Source organism: Promicromonospora vindobonensis (assembly GCF_042685865.1).
GTDB lineage: Bacteria > Actinomycetota > Actinomycetes > Actinomycetales > Cellulomonadaceae > Promicromonospora > Promicromonospora vindobonensis.
The window spans coordinates 3,534,482-3,549,625 of record NZ_JBHUOG010000002.1 but is presented as its reverse complement, the minus strand read 5'-3'; the positions used below and the strand labels follow the sequence as shown (position 1 = coordinate 3,549,625).

General features: G+C 71.1%; 13 protein-coding genes. 12 read left to right on the top strand and 1 reads right to left on the bottom strand.

Annotation, left to right across the window (positions count from 1 at the left end):
- Positions 1-170 precede the first annotated feature (170 nt).
- Complete coding sequence (locus ACFS27_RS28980; protein WP_377190801.1) at positions 171-1,352, top strand: SGNH/GDSL hydrolase family protein; 1,182 nt, start codon at positions 171-173, stop codon at positions 1,350-1,352.
- An 82-nt stretch (positions 1,353-1,434) separates the two neighbouring features.
- Here ACFS27_RS28980 and uxaC read toward each other — a convergent pair whose 3' ends face one another.
- Positions 1,435-2,862, bottom strand: coding sequence for a glucuronate isomerase (gene uxaC / locus ACFS27_RS28975; RefSeq protein ID WP_377190799.1), 1,428 nt, complete (start codon positions 2,860-2,862; stop codon positions 1,435-1,437).
- A gap of 133 nt (positions 2,863-2,995) precedes the next feature.
- Here uxaC and ACFS27_RS28970 point away from each other — a divergent pair, with 133 nt between their 5' ends.
- The 11 genes from ACFS27_RS28970 (at position 2,996) to ACFS27_RS28920 (ending at position 15,144) form a co-directional block, all read left to right on the top strand.
- Complete coding sequence (locus ACFS27_RS28970) at positions 2,996-4,003, top strand: LacI family DNA-binding transcriptional regulator (protein WP_377190797.1); 1,008 nt, start codon at positions 2,996-2,998, stop codon at positions 4,001-4,003.
- A 55-nt stretch (positions 4,004-4,058) separates the two neighbouring features.
- On the top strand, positions 4,059-5,291 hold the full coding sequence (locus ACFS27_RS28965) for an extracellular solute-binding protein (protein WP_377190795.1): 1,233 nt from the start codon (positions 4,059-4,061) through the stop codon (positions 5,289-5,291).
- Positions 5,288-6,406 carry an ABC transporter ATP-binding protein gene (locus tag ACFS27_RS28960; RefSeq protein ID WP_377190793.1) on the top strand — a complete coding sequence of 373 codons (1,119 nt, stop codon included), beginning with the start codon at positions 5,288-5,290 and terminating at the stop codon, positions 6,404-6,406. Before ACFS27_RS28965 ends, ACFS27_RS28960 begins: the two co-directional genes overlap by 4 nt.
- A gap of 100 nt (positions 6,407-6,506) precedes the next feature.
- Entirely contained in the window at positions 6,507-7,433 is a 927-nt protein-coding gene (locus ACFS27_RS28955; protein WP_377190791.1) for an ABC transporter permease, read from the top strand.
- The gene (locus ACFS27_RS28950; RefSeq protein WP_377190789.1) at positions 7,433-8,287 is read left to right on the top strand and encodes an ABC transporter permease; all 855 of its coding nucleotides are present in this window, start codon (positions 7,433-7,435) and stop codon (positions 8,285-8,287) included. The genes ACFS27_RS28955 and ACFS27_RS28950 overlap by 1 nt, the downstream gene beginning before the upstream one ends.
- Entirely contained in the window at positions 8,280-9,773 is a 1,494-nt protein-coding gene (locus ACFS27_RS28945; RefSeq protein WP_377190787.1) for a mannitol dehydrogenase family protein, read from the top strand. The genes ACFS27_RS28950 and ACFS27_RS28945 overlap by 8 nt, the downstream gene beginning before the upstream one ends.
- 150 nt (positions 9,774-9,923) lie before the next feature.
- Positions 9,924-11,027: a Gfo/Idh/MocA family protein gene (locus ACFS27_RS28940; RefSeq protein ID WP_377190785.1), complete on the top strand. Its 1,104-nt coding sequence runs from the start codon at positions 9,924-9,926 to the stop codon at positions 11,025-11,027.
- A 193-nt stretch (positions 11,028-11,220) separates the two neighbouring features.
- Positions 11,221-12,552: an ABC transporter substrate-binding protein gene (locus tag ACFS27_RS28935; RefSeq protein ID WP_377190783.1), complete on the top strand. Its 1,332-nt coding sequence runs from the start codon at positions 11,221-11,223 to the stop codon at positions 12,550-12,552.
- The gene (locus ACFS27_RS28930; protein WP_377190781.1) at positions 12,549-13,544 is read left to right on the top strand and encodes a carbohydrate ABC transporter permease; all 996 of its coding nucleotides are present in this window, start codon (positions 12,549-12,551) and stop codon (positions 13,542-13,544) included. Before ACFS27_RS28935 ends, ACFS27_RS28930 begins: the two co-directional genes overlap by 4 nt.
- A complete protein-coding gene (locus tag ACFS27_RS28925) occupies positions 13,541-14,428 on the top strand; it encodes a carbohydrate ABC transporter permease (protein WP_377190779.1) in 888 nt (295 codons plus the stop codon). The genes ACFS27_RS28930 and ACFS27_RS28925 overlap by 4 nt, the downstream gene beginning before the upstream one ends.
- A gap of 5 nt (positions 14,429-14,433) precedes the next feature.
- Entirely contained in the window at positions 14,434-15,144 is a 711-nt protein-coding gene (locus ACFS27_RS28920) for a Poxvirus protein I5 (protein ID WP_377190777.1), read from the top strand.

The following is a 15,144-nucleotide window of genomic DNA, read 5'->3' as shown; positions in this document are numbered from 1 at the left end:
AGGTCGTCGTCCCGTCCGTCTTGCGGTTGATGTGCGGATATGTGGGGGTGTGCTTGAACTGTGCCGCAGCGAGCTGGTTCAGGTCCACTCTCCGGTCGGGGTTCCTCAACCAGGATGCAACACCCGGCGGCAGCCGGTCGGGCGGCGGGACCACCCCTACGCTGGTGACCATGACCGCCGGGCCTGCTCAGATCGCCACCCCCGTCACCGCCGACCTGCTGCGAGGTGCACCGGAGCTCGAGCAGACGCCGACCGGCGTGCGCGTGCACCGGTTGCCTGCCTGGGCGCGGGCCCAGGCCGCCGACCCACAGCTCGCCATGGCCGAGTCCCAGCCGTCCGGGGTGCGCCTGGCCGTCACGACCGCTGCCACCAGCATCGAGCTGCGGGCGCACGCGGTGCGGTTCGGCTTCCGCGGCGCTCCCGCCCGGCCGCTCGGCGTCTTCGACCTGGTCGTCGACGGACACCCGGCCGGCCAGGCGAGCCTCGCCGAGGCCACCGTGGTGACCATCGACATGACCACCGGAGCGCGCGAGACCGAACAGGGGCCCGTCGGCGGCCTCCGGTTCGACGGGCTGCCCGAGGGCGAGAAGTCCGTCGAGCTCTGGCTGCCCCACAACGAGACCGTCGAGCTCGTCGAGCTGCGTACGGACGCACCGGTGCGGCCGGCGCCGGAACGGCGCCCGGTGTGGCTGCACCACGGCAGCTCGATCAGCCAGGGTTCCAACGCGGTGCGCCCCACCGGCATCTGGCCTGCGGTCGCCGCGTCCCGCGGCGGCGTGGACCTCGTCAACCTCGGGTTCGGGGGGAGCGCCCTGCTCGACCAGTTCACCGCCCGCGCCATGCGTGACGCGCCGGCCGACCTGATCAGCCTGAAGCTCGGCATCAACGTCGTGAACGCCGACCTGATGCGGCTGCGTGCCTTCGGCCCCGCCGTCCACGGCTTCCTCGACACCCTCCGCGACGGCCACCCGGACACGCCGCTGCTGGTGGTCTCGCCCATCCTCTGCCCGATCCACGAGGACACGCCGGGACCAGGCACCTTCGACGAGGACGCGCTGGCCGAGGGCCTGCTGCGGTTCCGCGCGACCGGCGACCCCGCCGAGCGCGCGGCCGGCAAGCTCACGCTCACCGTCATCCGCGAGCAGCTCGCCCGCATCGTGGTGGAGCGTGCGCCGGCCGACCCGAACCTGCACTACCTCGACGGCCTCGAGCTCTACGGCCACGCCGACGCCGCCGAGCTGCCCCTGCCCGACCGGCTCCACCCGGACGCCGCGACGCACCAGCGCATCGGTGAACGGTTCGCGGCCCTGGCCTTTGGCCCGGGCGGTCCGCTGGCCCCTCGCCCAGCCTGACGAGGTCGGCAGTTCGCATCGAGGTCGGCACAGAGATGTGCCGACCTCGATGCGGACTGCCGACCTCGACGGCGTCGACTCGTCACCGTGCCGCGTACGCCAGCTTCGGCAGGTGGTAGGTCAGGTCGGCAGCGGTGTCCAGGGCCTCGTCCAGGTCGAGCCGGTGCTCCGCGACCAGCCGGGCGAGGTAGCCGGCGTCGACGCGTCGGGCCAGGTCGTGGCGGGCCGGGATCGAGCAGAACGCGCGGGTGTCGTCCACGAACCCCGACATGTTCGAGAAGCCGGCCGTCTCCGTGGCCGACTCGCGGAACCGGCGCATCGCGTCCGGTGCGTCGAGGAACCACCAGGGGGCACCGAGCCGCAGCGCCGGGTACACACCGGCCAGCGGCGCGAGCTCCCGGGAGTACACGTCCTCGTCCACCGTGAAGGCGATCATCCGGAAGCTCTCCGAGTTGCCGAACGCTTCCAGCACCGGCCGCAGACCGCGCGCGAACTCGGTCGTCACGGGGATGTCGTACCCCTTGTCGGGCCCGAACGTGGCGGCGACCGCCGGGTCGTGGTCGCGGAGCACACCGGGGTGGAACTGCATCACGAGCCCGTCGTCGGCAGCCATCGCCGCCATCTGGAAGAGCATGTGCGCGGAGAACGCCGATTCCTCCTCCGCCGTGATCCCAGGGCCGCCCGGGCCGCCCTGCAGCGCCTTCTCGAACAGGGTGCGCGCGGCGTCGTCGGGCAGCGGGGTGGTGTCCGCGCTGAAGTGGCCGTGGTCCGTGGCCAGGCCGCCCGCAGCGACGAACGCGGCGCGGCGCTCGCGGAGCGCCTCAAGGTAGCCGGCGTACGTGGTGGTGGCGATGCCCGACGCCGTCGCGAGCCGCTCGAGGTCGCCACGCCAGGTCGGCCGGGCCGGGTGCAGCAGCGGGTCCGGCCGGAAGGTCGGCAGCACCCGGCCGGGCAGGTCGGCGGCGAGGCGGGCGTGCGCCTCGAGCGTGCTCCACGCGGGATCCGTCGTGCCGATGGTCTCGATGCCGAACCGGTCCAGGAGCGCGCGGGGGCGGAACGACGGGTCGGCGAGGCACTCGGCGACCTGGTCGTAGACCTGGTCGGCGGTCTCGGCGGACGGCTGCACCGTCACGCCGAAGATCTCGACGAGCTCGTGCTCCATCCAGTACCGGGTCGGAGTGCCGCGGAAGTGCTTCCAGCCGGCGCAGAAGCGGCGGAAGATCTCGCGCGGGTCGGACTCGAAACCGGCGCCGTCGGCCGGCCCGACGCCCAGCTCAGGGAGCCGCGCGCCCTGCGACACGAGCATCCTGGTCAGGTAGTGGTCCGGGACCACGAGCAGCTGGGCGGGATCGGGGAACGGCTCGTCGTCCGCGAAGGCCGCTACGTCGACGTGGCCGTGCATCGACACGATCGGGAGGTCCCGCACCGCCTGGTAGATCTCGCGGGCGATGGGCCGCGTCACGGGGTCGGCGGGTAGCGCTCGGTCAGGGTGCAGGGTCCAAGGGGTCATTCGTGTGTGCTCCTGGCGTCATTGCCGGGCCGGTGCATCAGGCGGCCGGACGGAGGTGGATGCGAACGTTTGCACTCTAACCTAGGGTAGGGTGCAAACGTTTGCAGCGTCGCAACGGTCACAAGGAGGTGCCATGGTCACGGTGCACGACGTCGCTCGCGCCGCCGGAGTCTCGATCTCCACGGTGTCGCGCGCCCTCGCCTCGCCCGAACGGGTGGCCGCCGAGACCCGTGACCGCGTGACGCGCATCGCCACCGAGCTGGGCTACCGGCCGAATCACGCGGCGAGCGGCCTGCGGATGGGGCGGACGCACGCCGTGGGCCTGCTGGTACCCGACCTGGAGAACCCGTACTTCGCGACGGTGACCAAGGCAGTGCAGGCGCGGGCCCGTGCCGAGGGGTACGAGGTGTTCGTCGCCGACTCCGACGAGGACGCCGACGTCGAGGCCGAGCTGATCGGCGCGCTCGCCGCCCGGACGGACGGCGTGCTCGTGGCCTCGCCGCGGTCGGGCGAGGCGGAGCTCCGTGCGGCGCTGGTCGGCGTGACCGCCGTCCTGGCGAGCCGGGAGCTGCCGGCCACCGGCTCCGGAGAGCCCGAGGTCCCGTACGTCTGCGTGAACGACGCCGACGGTGTCGCCCAGGCGCTCGGGCACCTGTCCGCGCTCGGGCACCGGACCGTCGGGGTCGCCGCAGGCCCGGTCTCGTCCTGGTCGGGCGTACGCCGTGTCGCCGGGCTGATCACCGCCGCCGACCAACGGGACGTCAAGCTCGTGGAGCTCGGCACCTTCCAGCCCTACTTCGCCGGTGGGGTCCAGGCCGCCGACCATGCCCTGGCGAGCGGCGTCACCGCCGTCGTTGCGTTCAACGACCTCATGGCGCTCGGCATCCTCGACCGGCTGCGGCACCGCGGCGTCGACGTGCCCGGCGAGATGTCCGTCGTGGGGTTCGACGACGTCCAGCTCGCCACCCTCGTCTCGCCTGCCCTCACGACGGTGCACGCACCGCTCGCGCGGCTGGGCCGGCGCGCCGTCGACCTGCTGCTCGTCCGCCTGCGCGGCGGGACGGCGACGAGTGCCCAGCTCCCCGTGGAGCTCACGATTCGCGGGTCCACAGGACCCGTCCCCGCCGGGCCGGTCAACTGACGCCCGTCCCGGCTACACCCCCTGGGCGAAGGAGCCCGAGAGAGAGGAAGGCATCATGCGAACCTCGAAGAAGGCCGTGGCGCTCGTCGGCGTCGCGGCACTGACCCTGCTGACCGCCTGTACGCCACCGGAGGCCCCCGGCGGCGAGGGTGGCAGCGCCGTCTCCGACCCGGCCGACGTCCCCGACACGCCCGCCGAGCCGGTGACGCTGAACATCCTCGACGTCGCGGGCAACCAGCGGCTCACCGAGGGCATGGTCGACGAGTTCGTCGAGAACAACCCGGACGTCATCGAGTCCGTCACCTGGGAGACCGGCGGCGCGCCCGACGTCACCGGCCTCGTCAAGCCCCAGGTCGACAGCGGCAACCTGTCCATCGACGTCGTGTTCACCGGTAACGACGGGCTGGCAGCGGGGATCAGCCAGGACCTGTGGCTCCCGATCGTCGACGACTACGGCGACCGCGTGTCCAACCAGGAGAACTACCTGGAGCCTGCCGCCAAGATGCAGGAGCTCGCCCAGGGCTACGGCGTGGTGACGACGTACTACCCGTCCGGGCCGCTGCTGCAGTACAACCCTGACGTCGTCGACGCAGCGCCTGCCACCCCGGAGGAGCTGCTGGAGTGGGCCGAGGCCAACCCGGGCAAGTTCGGGTACGCCCGTCCCGCTAACTCCGGCCCCGGCCGCACGTTCCTCATGGGCCTGCCCTACATCCTGGGCGACGAGGACCCGAGCGACCCCGAGAACGGCTGGGACAAGACCTGGGCGTACCTCAAGGAGCTCGGCCAGCACGTCGACACCTACCCGACGGGCACCGGCCAGGTCGTCACCAACATGGCCGACGGCACCTGGGGCATGATCCCGACGACCACCGGCTGGGAGATCGCGCCGCGTGCGGAGGGTCAGCTCCCCAACACGCTGGAGACCGCAGCGTTCGACGACTTCACCTGGGTCACCGACGCGCACTACGCGGCCATCCCGAAGGGGCAGAGCGCCGACAAGATCAGCGCGATCATGCTCCTGCTGCAGGACATGCTCACCCCGGAGCAGAACGCCAAGGCGTACGACGCCGGCTACTTCTACCCAGGACCGGCCGTCGAGGGCGCCACGCTCGACCTCGCGCCGCAGGAGTCGCAGGACGTGATCGAGGAGTTCGGCCGTCCCATGTTCGACGAGCTCATCGAGTCGCAGGACGCCGTGGTGCCGCTCGACGCCGAGTCCATGGTGACCGCGTTCGACATCTGGGACCGCGAGGTCGGCGGCGGCAAGGTGGAGGAAGAAGCAGAGTGAGCAACTTCGAGTCGTTGGAGCTGCGCGGCGTGGGCCGGCGGTTCGGCGGGGTGGACGCGCTGGCCGACCTGGACCTGACGATCAAGGCGGGCGAGTTCGTCGCCCTCCTCGGCCCGTCCGGCTGCGGCAAGTCGACAGCCCTGAACTGCCTGGCCGGCCTGCTACCGCTCACGCACGGCGAGATCCTGCTGGACGGCAAGCGGATCGACACCCTGCCACCGGAGCGGCGCGGGTTCGGGATGGTCTTCCAGTCCTACGCGCTGTTCCCCCACCTCTCCGTCGAGAAGAACGTCGCGTTCGGCCTGCAGATGCAGGGGCTGCCTCGGGCCCAGATCGACGCGCGGGTGCGCGAGGCGATCAAGCTCGTCAAGCTCGACGAGCACGCCAAGAAGCTGCCTGGCCAGCTCTCGGGCGGGCAGCAGCAGCGCGTCGCCATCGCGCGTGCGGTCGTGCTCGAGCCGTCGCTCGTGCTCATGGACGAGCCCCTGTCGAACCTCGACGCGAAGCTCCGCCTCGACATGCGCACCGAGATCCGCAGGCTGCACCAGTCGCTCGGGCTCACCACCATCTACGTGACGCACGACCAGGAGGAGGCGCTGTCCCTGGCCGACCGCCTGGTCGTGCTGCGCGCCGGACGGGTGCAGCAGATCGGCACACCCGACGAGCTCTACGAGAGCCCGACGAGCTGGTACGTCGCGGACTTCATGGGATACCGCAACATCCTGCCCGCCACCGTCGTCTCGGCCTCCGGCGACGAGGCGGTCGTCAAGCTTCCCGGTACGGCCGACGGCGGCGCGCGGCTCACCGGGCGCGCGGTCGGCGTCCTGAGTGCCGGGGACAGCGTGCGGGTGGCCATCCGTCCGGACGACTTCTCGGTCGCGACCAGCGTCACGGAGGGCGTGGGCGCGGGGGCCATCCCTGGCGCCGTGTCGGTGGTCGAGTACCAGGGTCGTGAGCACGCCGTCGGGGTGCAGACCGGTGACACGATGCTGCACGCGCGCACGCCGGCCGCACCGCAGGTGGGCGGCGCGGTCTGGCTGACGGCGCCGGTCGAACGGGTGCTGGTGTTCCCGGAGTCGCTGGACGCCGTCGCGCCCGTGGAGGTGGCGGCATGACCAGCCCCACCCTTTGCTGTGGGCGTGATCATTGCGCTTACGTGCCCGTTTTAGGCGCAACGATCACGCCCACAGCAAAGGGCGAGCTGGGGGGTGCGCCGTGAGCGGCGTCCGGCAGCAGCCGATGCGGTCGACGGCGAGCCTGCGGCACCGCCTGGCCGAGCGGGGTGTGGACCCCACCCTGCTCCTGCTGCTGCCGGGCCTGGTGCTCGCGATCGCGCTGTTCGTCTACCCGTTCTCGTACGGGATCGGGCTGACCGTGCAGCCGAGCGCCGAGATGCAGGAGCAGTGGGGCGGCGGGCTCTTCGCGAACTACGTGGCGTTCTTCCGCGACCCGTTCGTGTTCGACTCGATCTGGCTCACCATGCGGCTCGCGCTCCCGGCGGCCCTGTTCAACGTGCTGGCGTCGATCCCGGTGGCGATGGTGCTGCGGCACCGGTTCCGCGGCAAGCGGCTGCTCACGTCGCTGCTCGTGCTGCCCATCACGCTCGGCACGGTCCTCACGGCACAGGGCCTGCTGATCTTCGCGGGCCGGCAGGGCTGGATCAACCGCACGCTGCTCGAGATCGGGCTGATCGACGAGCCGCTCCGGCTGGTGAACAACTACCTGGGCGTCATGTTCTCCCTGGTGATCACCGGGTTCCCGTTCGCGTTCCTGCTCATCTCGTCCTACCTGTCCGGTATCGACCCGTCACTGGAGCGGGCCGCCAAGACGCTCGGCGCCGGCTGGTGGCAGCGGTTCCGGCGGATCATCCTGCCGCTGCTCGCACCGGGCCTCGCCACCACGTTCATCCTGACGTTCGTGCTCGCGTTCTCCGTGTTCCCGTCGGCGCGGCTGGTCGGTGACGCCATGGGCGAGACCCGCGTCATGTCGCTCATGGCGTTCCGGGCGTTCGGCGAACAGAACGACTACGCGATGGCGTCCACCATCGCGCTGATGATGGGCGTGGTCGAGCTGCTCGTCGTGGCGGCGGTGCTGGGGTTGCGCTCGCTGTTGTACCGAGGGACCACAGGAGGGAAGGGCTGATGGCCGTATCAACGCTGGCGCGGCCGATCGCCGCCCGGCCGTCCACGTGGTTCGTGTGGGCAGGCATGACCGCGTTCGCGGTATTCCTGCTCGGGATCATCATCGCGGTGGTCGTCGACTCGTTCGGCCGCCAGTGGTTCGACACCTGGCTGCCCGAGGGCCTGACCACCGACCGCTACGTCGAGGCATGGGACAGGTTCTCGCTCGGCGAGGTCGTCGGCGTCACCGTCGGCGTGGCGGCGCTCGTCGTGGTCATCTCCGTGCTGGTGGGGGTGCCCGCCGCCTACGTGCTGGCCCGCCGCGACTTCCCGGGCAAGCGCGCCGTCATGCTGCTGTTCCTGCTGCCGGTGCTCATGCCCCCCATCACCTACGGCATCCCGCTCGCGACGGTCATGTACTCGTTCGGGCTGGGGCGCACGCTGACCGCTGTCGTGCTCGTCAACCTCGTCCCGTCCGTGCCGTTCGTGATCCTGACGATGACGCCGTTCATCGAACAGATCAACCCCGCCATCGAGTCAGCGGCCCGGATGTGCGGTGCGCGGACCCGGCAGGTGTTCACGCGGGTTCTCGCCCCGCTCCTCGTGCCAGGTATCCTCGCGGCGGCGATCCTGGTTCTGGTACGGACCGTCGGGCTGTTCGAGCTGACCTTCCTGGTGTCCGGTCCTGGCTCGGACACACTCGTCGTTGCGATCTACCGTGGCATGACGTCTGCCGGCGGAGGCGAGGCGAGGCAGCTCATCTCGGCCATGTCGGTGATCTACACCGCGACCATGCTGGTCATGCTCGTGGTGGCGCTGCGGTTCGTGAACCCGACGCAGCTCGTGGCACAGGTGAAGGAGACACGTGATGACTGACGACCGCCTGCACCGGGACAACGTCCCCGTAGGAATCGACGCGCCCGTGACGCCGACGGCGGTGGGCATCGTCCACCTCGGCATAGGGGCGTTCCACCGGGCCCACCAGGCCGTCTATACGGAACGCGCGGCGATCGCCACGGGCGACACCTCGTGGGGGATCCTCGGCGTGACCCAGCGGTCCGCGCGGGTCCGCGACCAGCTGCGCCCGCAGGGCGGGGTGTACGCGGTGCTGACGGCCGGGGAGCAGGAGTCGTCGGTCGAGCTCATCGGCTCGGTCGTCGACGTCGCCTACCCCGCTGAGGAGACCGAGCGGGTCCTGGCGGCGCTCGCGGCGCCGTCGACCCACGTGGTCACGCTGACGATCACGGAGAAGGGCTACGCGCGGAAACCGGACGGGTCGCTCGACCTGGAGGCGGTGGCGGGAGACCTGGAGGCGCTCCAGGCGGATGTCCGCGGGGAGGCACCCGTGCGGCCGGCGAGCTCGGCGATCGGGCTCCTGGTGCGGGGCCTGGCGGCCCGTGCGGCCTCCGCCGCCCCCATCACGGTGCTCACCTGCGACAACATGGTGGACAACGGCCGTGTGCTGGAGCGTCTCGTGCGGCAGGCCGCTGAGGCAGGCCTGCCAGGGGCGGACGGCGACGCCCTGCGCGGGTTCCTCGACGCACGGGTCACGTTCCCGTGCTCCATGGTCGACCGGATCGTGCCCGCGACGACGCCGGAGCAGCGTGACCACGTCAGCCAGGCACTGGGTGCCCGGGACGAAGGGCTCGTGGTCGGCGAGCCGTTCGCCCAGTGGGTGATCGAGGACCGGTTCGCCGGGCCGCGCCCCGCGTGGGAGGCCGCCGGCGCCACCCTGACCAAGGACGTGGCCCCGTTCGAGCAGGCCAAGCTGCGGCTGCTGAACGGGACCCACTCGCTCGTCGCCTACTCCGGGTGGCTCGCGGGGCACACGACGATCGCCGAGGCGGTGGTCGACCCGGCGATCGCCGAGCGCGCCCGCCAGTACCTGTTCGAGGACGCGCTGCCGACGCTCACCCCGCCCGACGGCCTGGACCTGCACCAGTACGGTGAGCAGATCCTGTCCCGGTTCGCCAACCCGCACACCGGGCACACCACCGCCCAGGTGGCGATGGACGGCACGCAGAAGATCCCGTTCCGGTGGGGCGGGGTCCTCACGGACGCACTGGCCGCCGGACGGGAGCCGCAGGGGGTGGCGTTCGCCCTGGCCGCATGGGCCGAGTTCGTCCGCCGCCGGACGCGTTCGGGCGAGGGCGTCGACGACCCCCGCGCCGAGGAGCTGGAGGCAGTGGTCACCGCTTTCGAGGTGCCGGGCGGTGCCGACGGCCTGGGCGACGTCGAGGGGCTGGCCGGTACCGAGGAGGACGTCCGTGCCCTCCTGGGCCTGCCGGGGCTGCTGCCGGAGAGCACGCCGGAGAGCTTCCTCGACGCGGTGGCCGCGGAGATCGGCGCCGTCGCGCGCTGAGGCCTGTGCCTCCCGAGCCGTGCCGCGCCCGCGAGCTGTCAGGCGTACCGGCCACCACGGTGACCTGTACGCCTGGCAGCTCCTCCCGTAGCCTCTTGGAAAGCGCATTCTGAAACGATTCGATCCCACGTCGACGAGGACGGAGAAAGAGTGAGAGTCACGATCCTGGGTACCGGTGCCATCGCCGGAGCCCACGCGGAAGCGATCACCGGGCTGGCGGACCACGGGGTGGACGCCGTACTGGCCCACGCCGTCGACATCGATGCGGCCCGGGCGGAGGAGTTCGCCCGGAAGCACGGCGCCGCCGCGCACGGGACCGACCTGGCCGGCGTGCTGGCCGATACGGACGTGCTGCACGTGTGCACGCCACCGGGTGCCCACGTGGTCGCCACGGTGGCCGCGCTCGAGGCCGGCGTGCACGTGGTGGTGGAGAAGCCCGCCACCCTGTCCCTCGCGGAGCTCGACCGGATCGCGGAGGCCGAGGCCGGTTCGGCCGCGACGTTCACGCAGGTGGTCCAGCACCGGTTCGGGCACGGGCTACGTCAGCTCCGGCGGCTGCTCGACGACGGAGCGCTGGGCCGCCCCCTCGTCGCGACCTGCGACACCCTGTGGTTCCGTGCCCCGGAGTACTTCGAGGTGCCCTGGCGCGGCCGGTGGGACACCGAGGGCGGCGGCCCGACGATGGGCCACGGCATCCACCAGTTCGACCTGCTGCTGGCGGTCCTCGGGCCGTGGTCCGAGGTGACGGCCATGGCGGGGCGCCTCGCCAGGCACGTGGACACCGAGGACGTCTCGATGGCGATCGTCCGTTTCGCCAGCGGTGCGATGGCCACGATCACGAACTCCCTGCTGTCCCCGCGGGAGACCTCCTCCCTCCGGTTCGACACCGAGGCGGCGACCGTCGAGCTGTCGCACCTGTACGGGTACTCCGACGCCGACTGGACGTTCACGCCCGCGCAGGGCCGGGACGACGTCGGGCCGCTGTGGCAGCCGGACCCGGCGGCGCTGCCCTCCGGGCACCTTGCCCAGCTCGTGCCGACCTACCGCGCATTCGTCGCGGGGGAGGCGCCCCCGGTCACGGTGCACGACGTGCGCGGCACGCTCGAGCTGGTCGCCGCGATCTACCGGTCGGCGTTCACCGGAGCAGTGGTCCGGGCGGGCGAGATCGGGCCGGGCGACCCGTTCCACGGCTCCATGCGCGGGACCGGTCCCGCGTGGGCTCCCGTGAAGGACCTGGGAGCGGCGCCGCGCTGAGCGGCGAGCGGGCCGGTCGTGGGTGGCCGGGCTTCCGTGGCTGACCAGGCCTCGGTCTCTATCGATGTACTTCGTTACTGATTCCTGACCCGCTTGCTATGGACAACGCTTCCCCGACGAGTATTGTATCGATTCAGTCGGCCGTCGAGGATGCAGCCGGCGTGCCAACAGCAGTACGAGCAAGGAGGCTCACGTGGTTCGCACACGCACCACCACAAGGAAGGCCGCCGTCCACGCCACGGCTATCGCAGCAGCATCGGCGCTCGCCCTCTCGGCGTGCGGAGGCGGCGGGACCGCCGCATCGGCCGACGCAGCGCCCGTCGCCACCGACCGGGACATCGAGCTGTCGCTCGTCTGGTGGGGAGACGACGACCGCGCCTCCCGTTATGAGGAAGCGGTGACTCTGTTCGAGGAGAAGTACCCGAACATCGACGTCCAGACCCAGTTCCAGGCATGGGACGACTACTGGACCGCCCGCAGCACCGAGGCTGCCGGCCAGACCCTGCCCGACGTCTTCCAGATGGACCTCGCCTACATCCACCAGTACGCGTCGAACAACCAGCTCCTCGACCTGTCGACGCAGCTGGACGTCAACCTGGAGACGGGCGACTACGACGAGACCCTGCTCGGCTCCGGCTCGGTCAACGGCGGGCAGTACGGCATCCCGACCAGCACGAACACGCTCGGCATGATCCACCACGACGACCTCCTCGACGAGCTCGGCATGGAGCCGCCGGAGGCGGGCCTGACCTGGGACGAGTACGACGCCTGGATCCGCGAGGTCTCAGCGGCCGGCGCCGACCAGGACCCGCAGGTCTACGGCGGCACCGACTACACCGGCACCCTCTGGCTGTTCATCCAGTGGCTGCTCCAGCAGGGCAAGACCGCGTTCGCCGAGGACGGCTCGCCGGCCTTCGAGAAGGCGGACCTCGTCGCCTGGGTCGAGCGCACCCAGCCGATGCGCGACGACGGCGTGTTCTACCCGGTCGAGCGCGCCAAGCAGGTGGAGCCCCTCACGGGTCTCCAGGTCAACGAGGCGGCCACCGAGCTGACCTGGGACAACATGACGGCCGGGTACGCGGCGAGTGCGGGCACCGACAACGTCGGCCTGCTGCCGGTGCCGACGGGCGCCGACGGCTCGCAGCAGTTCTGGAAGCCGTCGATGCTCCTCTCGTCGTCGGCCGCCACCCAGGAGCCGGACGCCGCAGCCAAGCTCATCGACTTCCTCGTGAACGACCCGGAGGTCGGCAAGATCTTCGGCACGTCGAAGGGCGTGCCCGCCGTGCCGGCCCAGAAGGACGCGATGGAGGTGGCGGAAGGCTCCGTGGACGACAAGATCGTCTCCTACGAGGAGGACGTGGCCGAGCTCGTCACCGCCGACACCCCGATCCCCGTCGAGGGCTACGGCGTGGTCGAGGTCGAGTTCAAGCGGCTCGGCGAGGAGCTCTCGTACGGCAACATCACGGCCGAGGAGTTCGCCGACCAGTGGTTCCAGAGCGCCGAATCGAACCTCGGCGGCGAGTGACCGTGTCAGCTACCACTACCGAGCGCGGCCGCGGGGCCGGGAGCGGCAGCGTGCGGGGGGCGGCGACACCGTCGCCCCCCGCACGGGGCGGCGCCGGAAAGCCGTCGCGCAGCCGGGCCGACACGCGCGCCGGCTACGCGTTCCTTTCCCCGTGGCTGCTGGGGTTCGTGCTGCTGACGGCCGGCCCGATGCTGATGTCGTTGTACCTCGCGTTCACGGACTACAACCTGTTCCGGGCACCGGAGTTCATCGGGATCGACAACTTCACCGCCCTGTTCGCCGACCCACGCTTCCTGAAGTCGGCCCAGGTCACCGCCATCTACGTGATCGTGGGGGTGCCGGTGAAGCTGGCCGCCGCGCTGGCGGTGGCCATGCTGCTGAACGCCAAGCATCGCGGCCAGGGCGCGTACCGCTCGATGTTCTACGCGCCGTCGCTCATCGGGGCCAGCGTCTCCGTGGCGATCGTGTGGCGTGCCATGTTCATCGACGACGGCGTCGCGGACCAGGTCCAGCAGTTCTTCGGGCTCCCCGGAGGCGGCTGGGTGGGCAATCCCAACATGACCATGCCGATGATGATCCTGCTGGCGGTGTGGCAGTTCGGCGCCCCGATGGTGATCTTCCTGGCCGGCCTCAAGCAGATCCCGCCCGAGCTGCTCGAGGCCGCAGCGGTGGACGGCGCCGGTCCCGTCCGGCGCTTCCTCTCGGTGACCGTCCCGATGCTGTCCCCCGTGCTGTTCTTCAACCTGCTGCTCGAGACCATCGGCGCGTTCCAGGTGTTCAGCTCGGCCTTCATCATCTCGGGCGGCACGGGCGGCCCTGCCGACTCGACGCTGTTCTACACGTTCTACCTCTACATCAAGGGCTTCACGGAGTTCCGCATGGGGTACGCCTCGGCCATGGCCTGGGTGCTCGTGCTCGTCGTCGGGATCATCACGGCCATCCTGTTCCGCACCTCGCGTGCGTGGGTCCACTACACGGGAGACGTGCGATGACTACTGCGATGACAACTGTGAGTGCCACCGCGAGCGTGGTCGCGAACCGGCGGAAGCGCACCAGGTCCGTGGTGTTCCACGTGCTCGTGCTCGCCATCGCCGCGGTGATCCTGTATCCCGGCGTGTGGATGGTGATGAGCTCGTTCAAACCGAGCGGCGACATCGTCGGCAACGTGAACCTGTGGCCGGAGACGTGGACGCTCGACAACTACGTCTCGGCGCTGGGCGGGATCGGCGGGGTCTCGTTCTGGACGTTCGTCCTCAACTCGCTGATCCTGGCGGTCGGCTCGGTGGTCGGCATCGTCCTGTCCGCCACGGTCTCCGCCTACGCGTTTGCGCGCATCAGCTTTCCCGGGCGCGGGGTGTACTTCGCGGTCATGATCGGCACGATGCTGCTGCCGTTCCACGTGGTGATCATCCCGCAGTACATCCTGTTCAACTCCATGGGCATGGTGAACACGTTCCTGCCGCTGCTGGCCCCCAAGTTCCTGGCCACCGAGGCGTTCTTCGTGTTCCTCATGGTGCAGTTCCTGCGCGGGCTGCCGCGTGAGCTCGACGAGGCCGCGCGGATCGACGGGTGCGGGCACTGGGGCATCTTCCGGCTCGTGCTGCTCCCGCTGATGCGGCCGGCGGTGATCACCAGCTCGATCTTCGCGTTCATCTGGTCCTGGAACGACTTCCTCGGGCCGCTGCTGTACCTCAAGCAGCCCGACACGTACCCGCTGCCGATCGCGTTGCGGCTGTACGTGGACCAGACGTCGGTGTCCGACTACGGCGCGCAGATGGCCATGGCCGTGCTCGCGCTGGTGCCGGTGCTGCTGTTCTTCGTGCTGTTCCAGCGCTACCTCGTCGACGGCGTCGCGACGCAGGGCCTCAAGGGCTGAGCGGCGTGAGCACCGAGGAACCGGCCGACGAGCCCGAGACCCCGCGCGCCGGTCGCCGCAGGGTCCGCGGCGAGGGGTTCGCCCTGCTCGGCGAGACGCTCCTGACCGGGGTGCTCGTCCTGGTCGGGAGCATCCCCGTGGTGACGGTCCCGGCGGCGCTCGCCGCCGGGACGGCCCACCTGCGCCGGCACGTCGGCGGGTACGACACGTCCGTCCGGAGCTACGCGCACGACTGGCTCGCGGCGGTGCGGAGCCTCTGGACGCTGGGCATGCTGCTGCTGGGCGTGGTGGCGGTGGTCGTCGTCAACACCGGGCTGACGGCGTCGGGCGCGCTCCCGGGTGCCCCGGCCGTCCGGTGGGTGACGTGGATCGCGGCGATCTGCGCCGCCGTGGTGCTGGTCCGGGCCGCGACGGCGTGGTCCGACGACGAGGGAGGCGGCGTCGGGACGGCGCCGGATGCAGCGACGGCGCCGGGTGCCGGGACAGCACCGGGCGTCGGGACAGCGCCGCAGGGTGCCGCCGGCGCGCGGCAGGTGCTGGCTCGCGGGGCCGCGCGGTCCCGCGACGACCTGACCGGGTCGGCGCTGCTGCTCGCCGCCCTCGCGATGTGCGCGGTGCTCGTCTGGATGCTCGTGCCGCTCGTGCTGGTGACCGGCGGACTGCTCAGCCTGGCGGCGGTCGCCGTCGAGACCCGACGTCTGGAGCGCAGCGTCTGA

Bases quoted from the DNA above. Each gene is read 5' to 3' on its own strand.
- uxaC (WP_377190799.1), bottom strand. From the start codon at position 2,862: ATGACCCCTTGGACCCTGCACCCTGACCGAGCGCTACCCGCCGACCCC.
- ACFS27_RS28965 (WP_377190795.1), top strand. From the start codon at position 4,059: ATGCGAACCTCGAAGAAGGCCGTGGCGCTCGTCGGCGTCGCGGCACTG.
- ACFS27_RS28945 (WP_377190787.1), top strand. From the start codon at position 8,280: ATGACTGACGACCGCCTGCACCGGGACAACGTCCCCGTAGGAATCGAC.
- ACFS27_RS28970 (WP_377190797.1), top strand. From the start codon at position 2,996: ATGGTCACGGTGCACGACGTCGCTCGCGCCGCCGGAGTCTCGATCTCC.
- ACFS27_RS28980 (WP_377190801.1), top strand. From the start codon at position 171: ATGACCGCCGGGCCTGCTCAGATCGCCACCCCCGTCACCGCCGACCTG.
- ACFS27_RS28925 (WP_377190779.1), top strand. From the start codon at position 13,541: ATGACTACTGCGATGACAACTGTGAGTGCCACCGCGAGCGTGGTCGCG.
- ACFS27_RS28950 (WP_377190789.1), top strand. From the start codon at position 7,433: ATGGCCGTATCAACGCTGGCGCGGCCGATCGCCGCCCGGCCGTCCACG.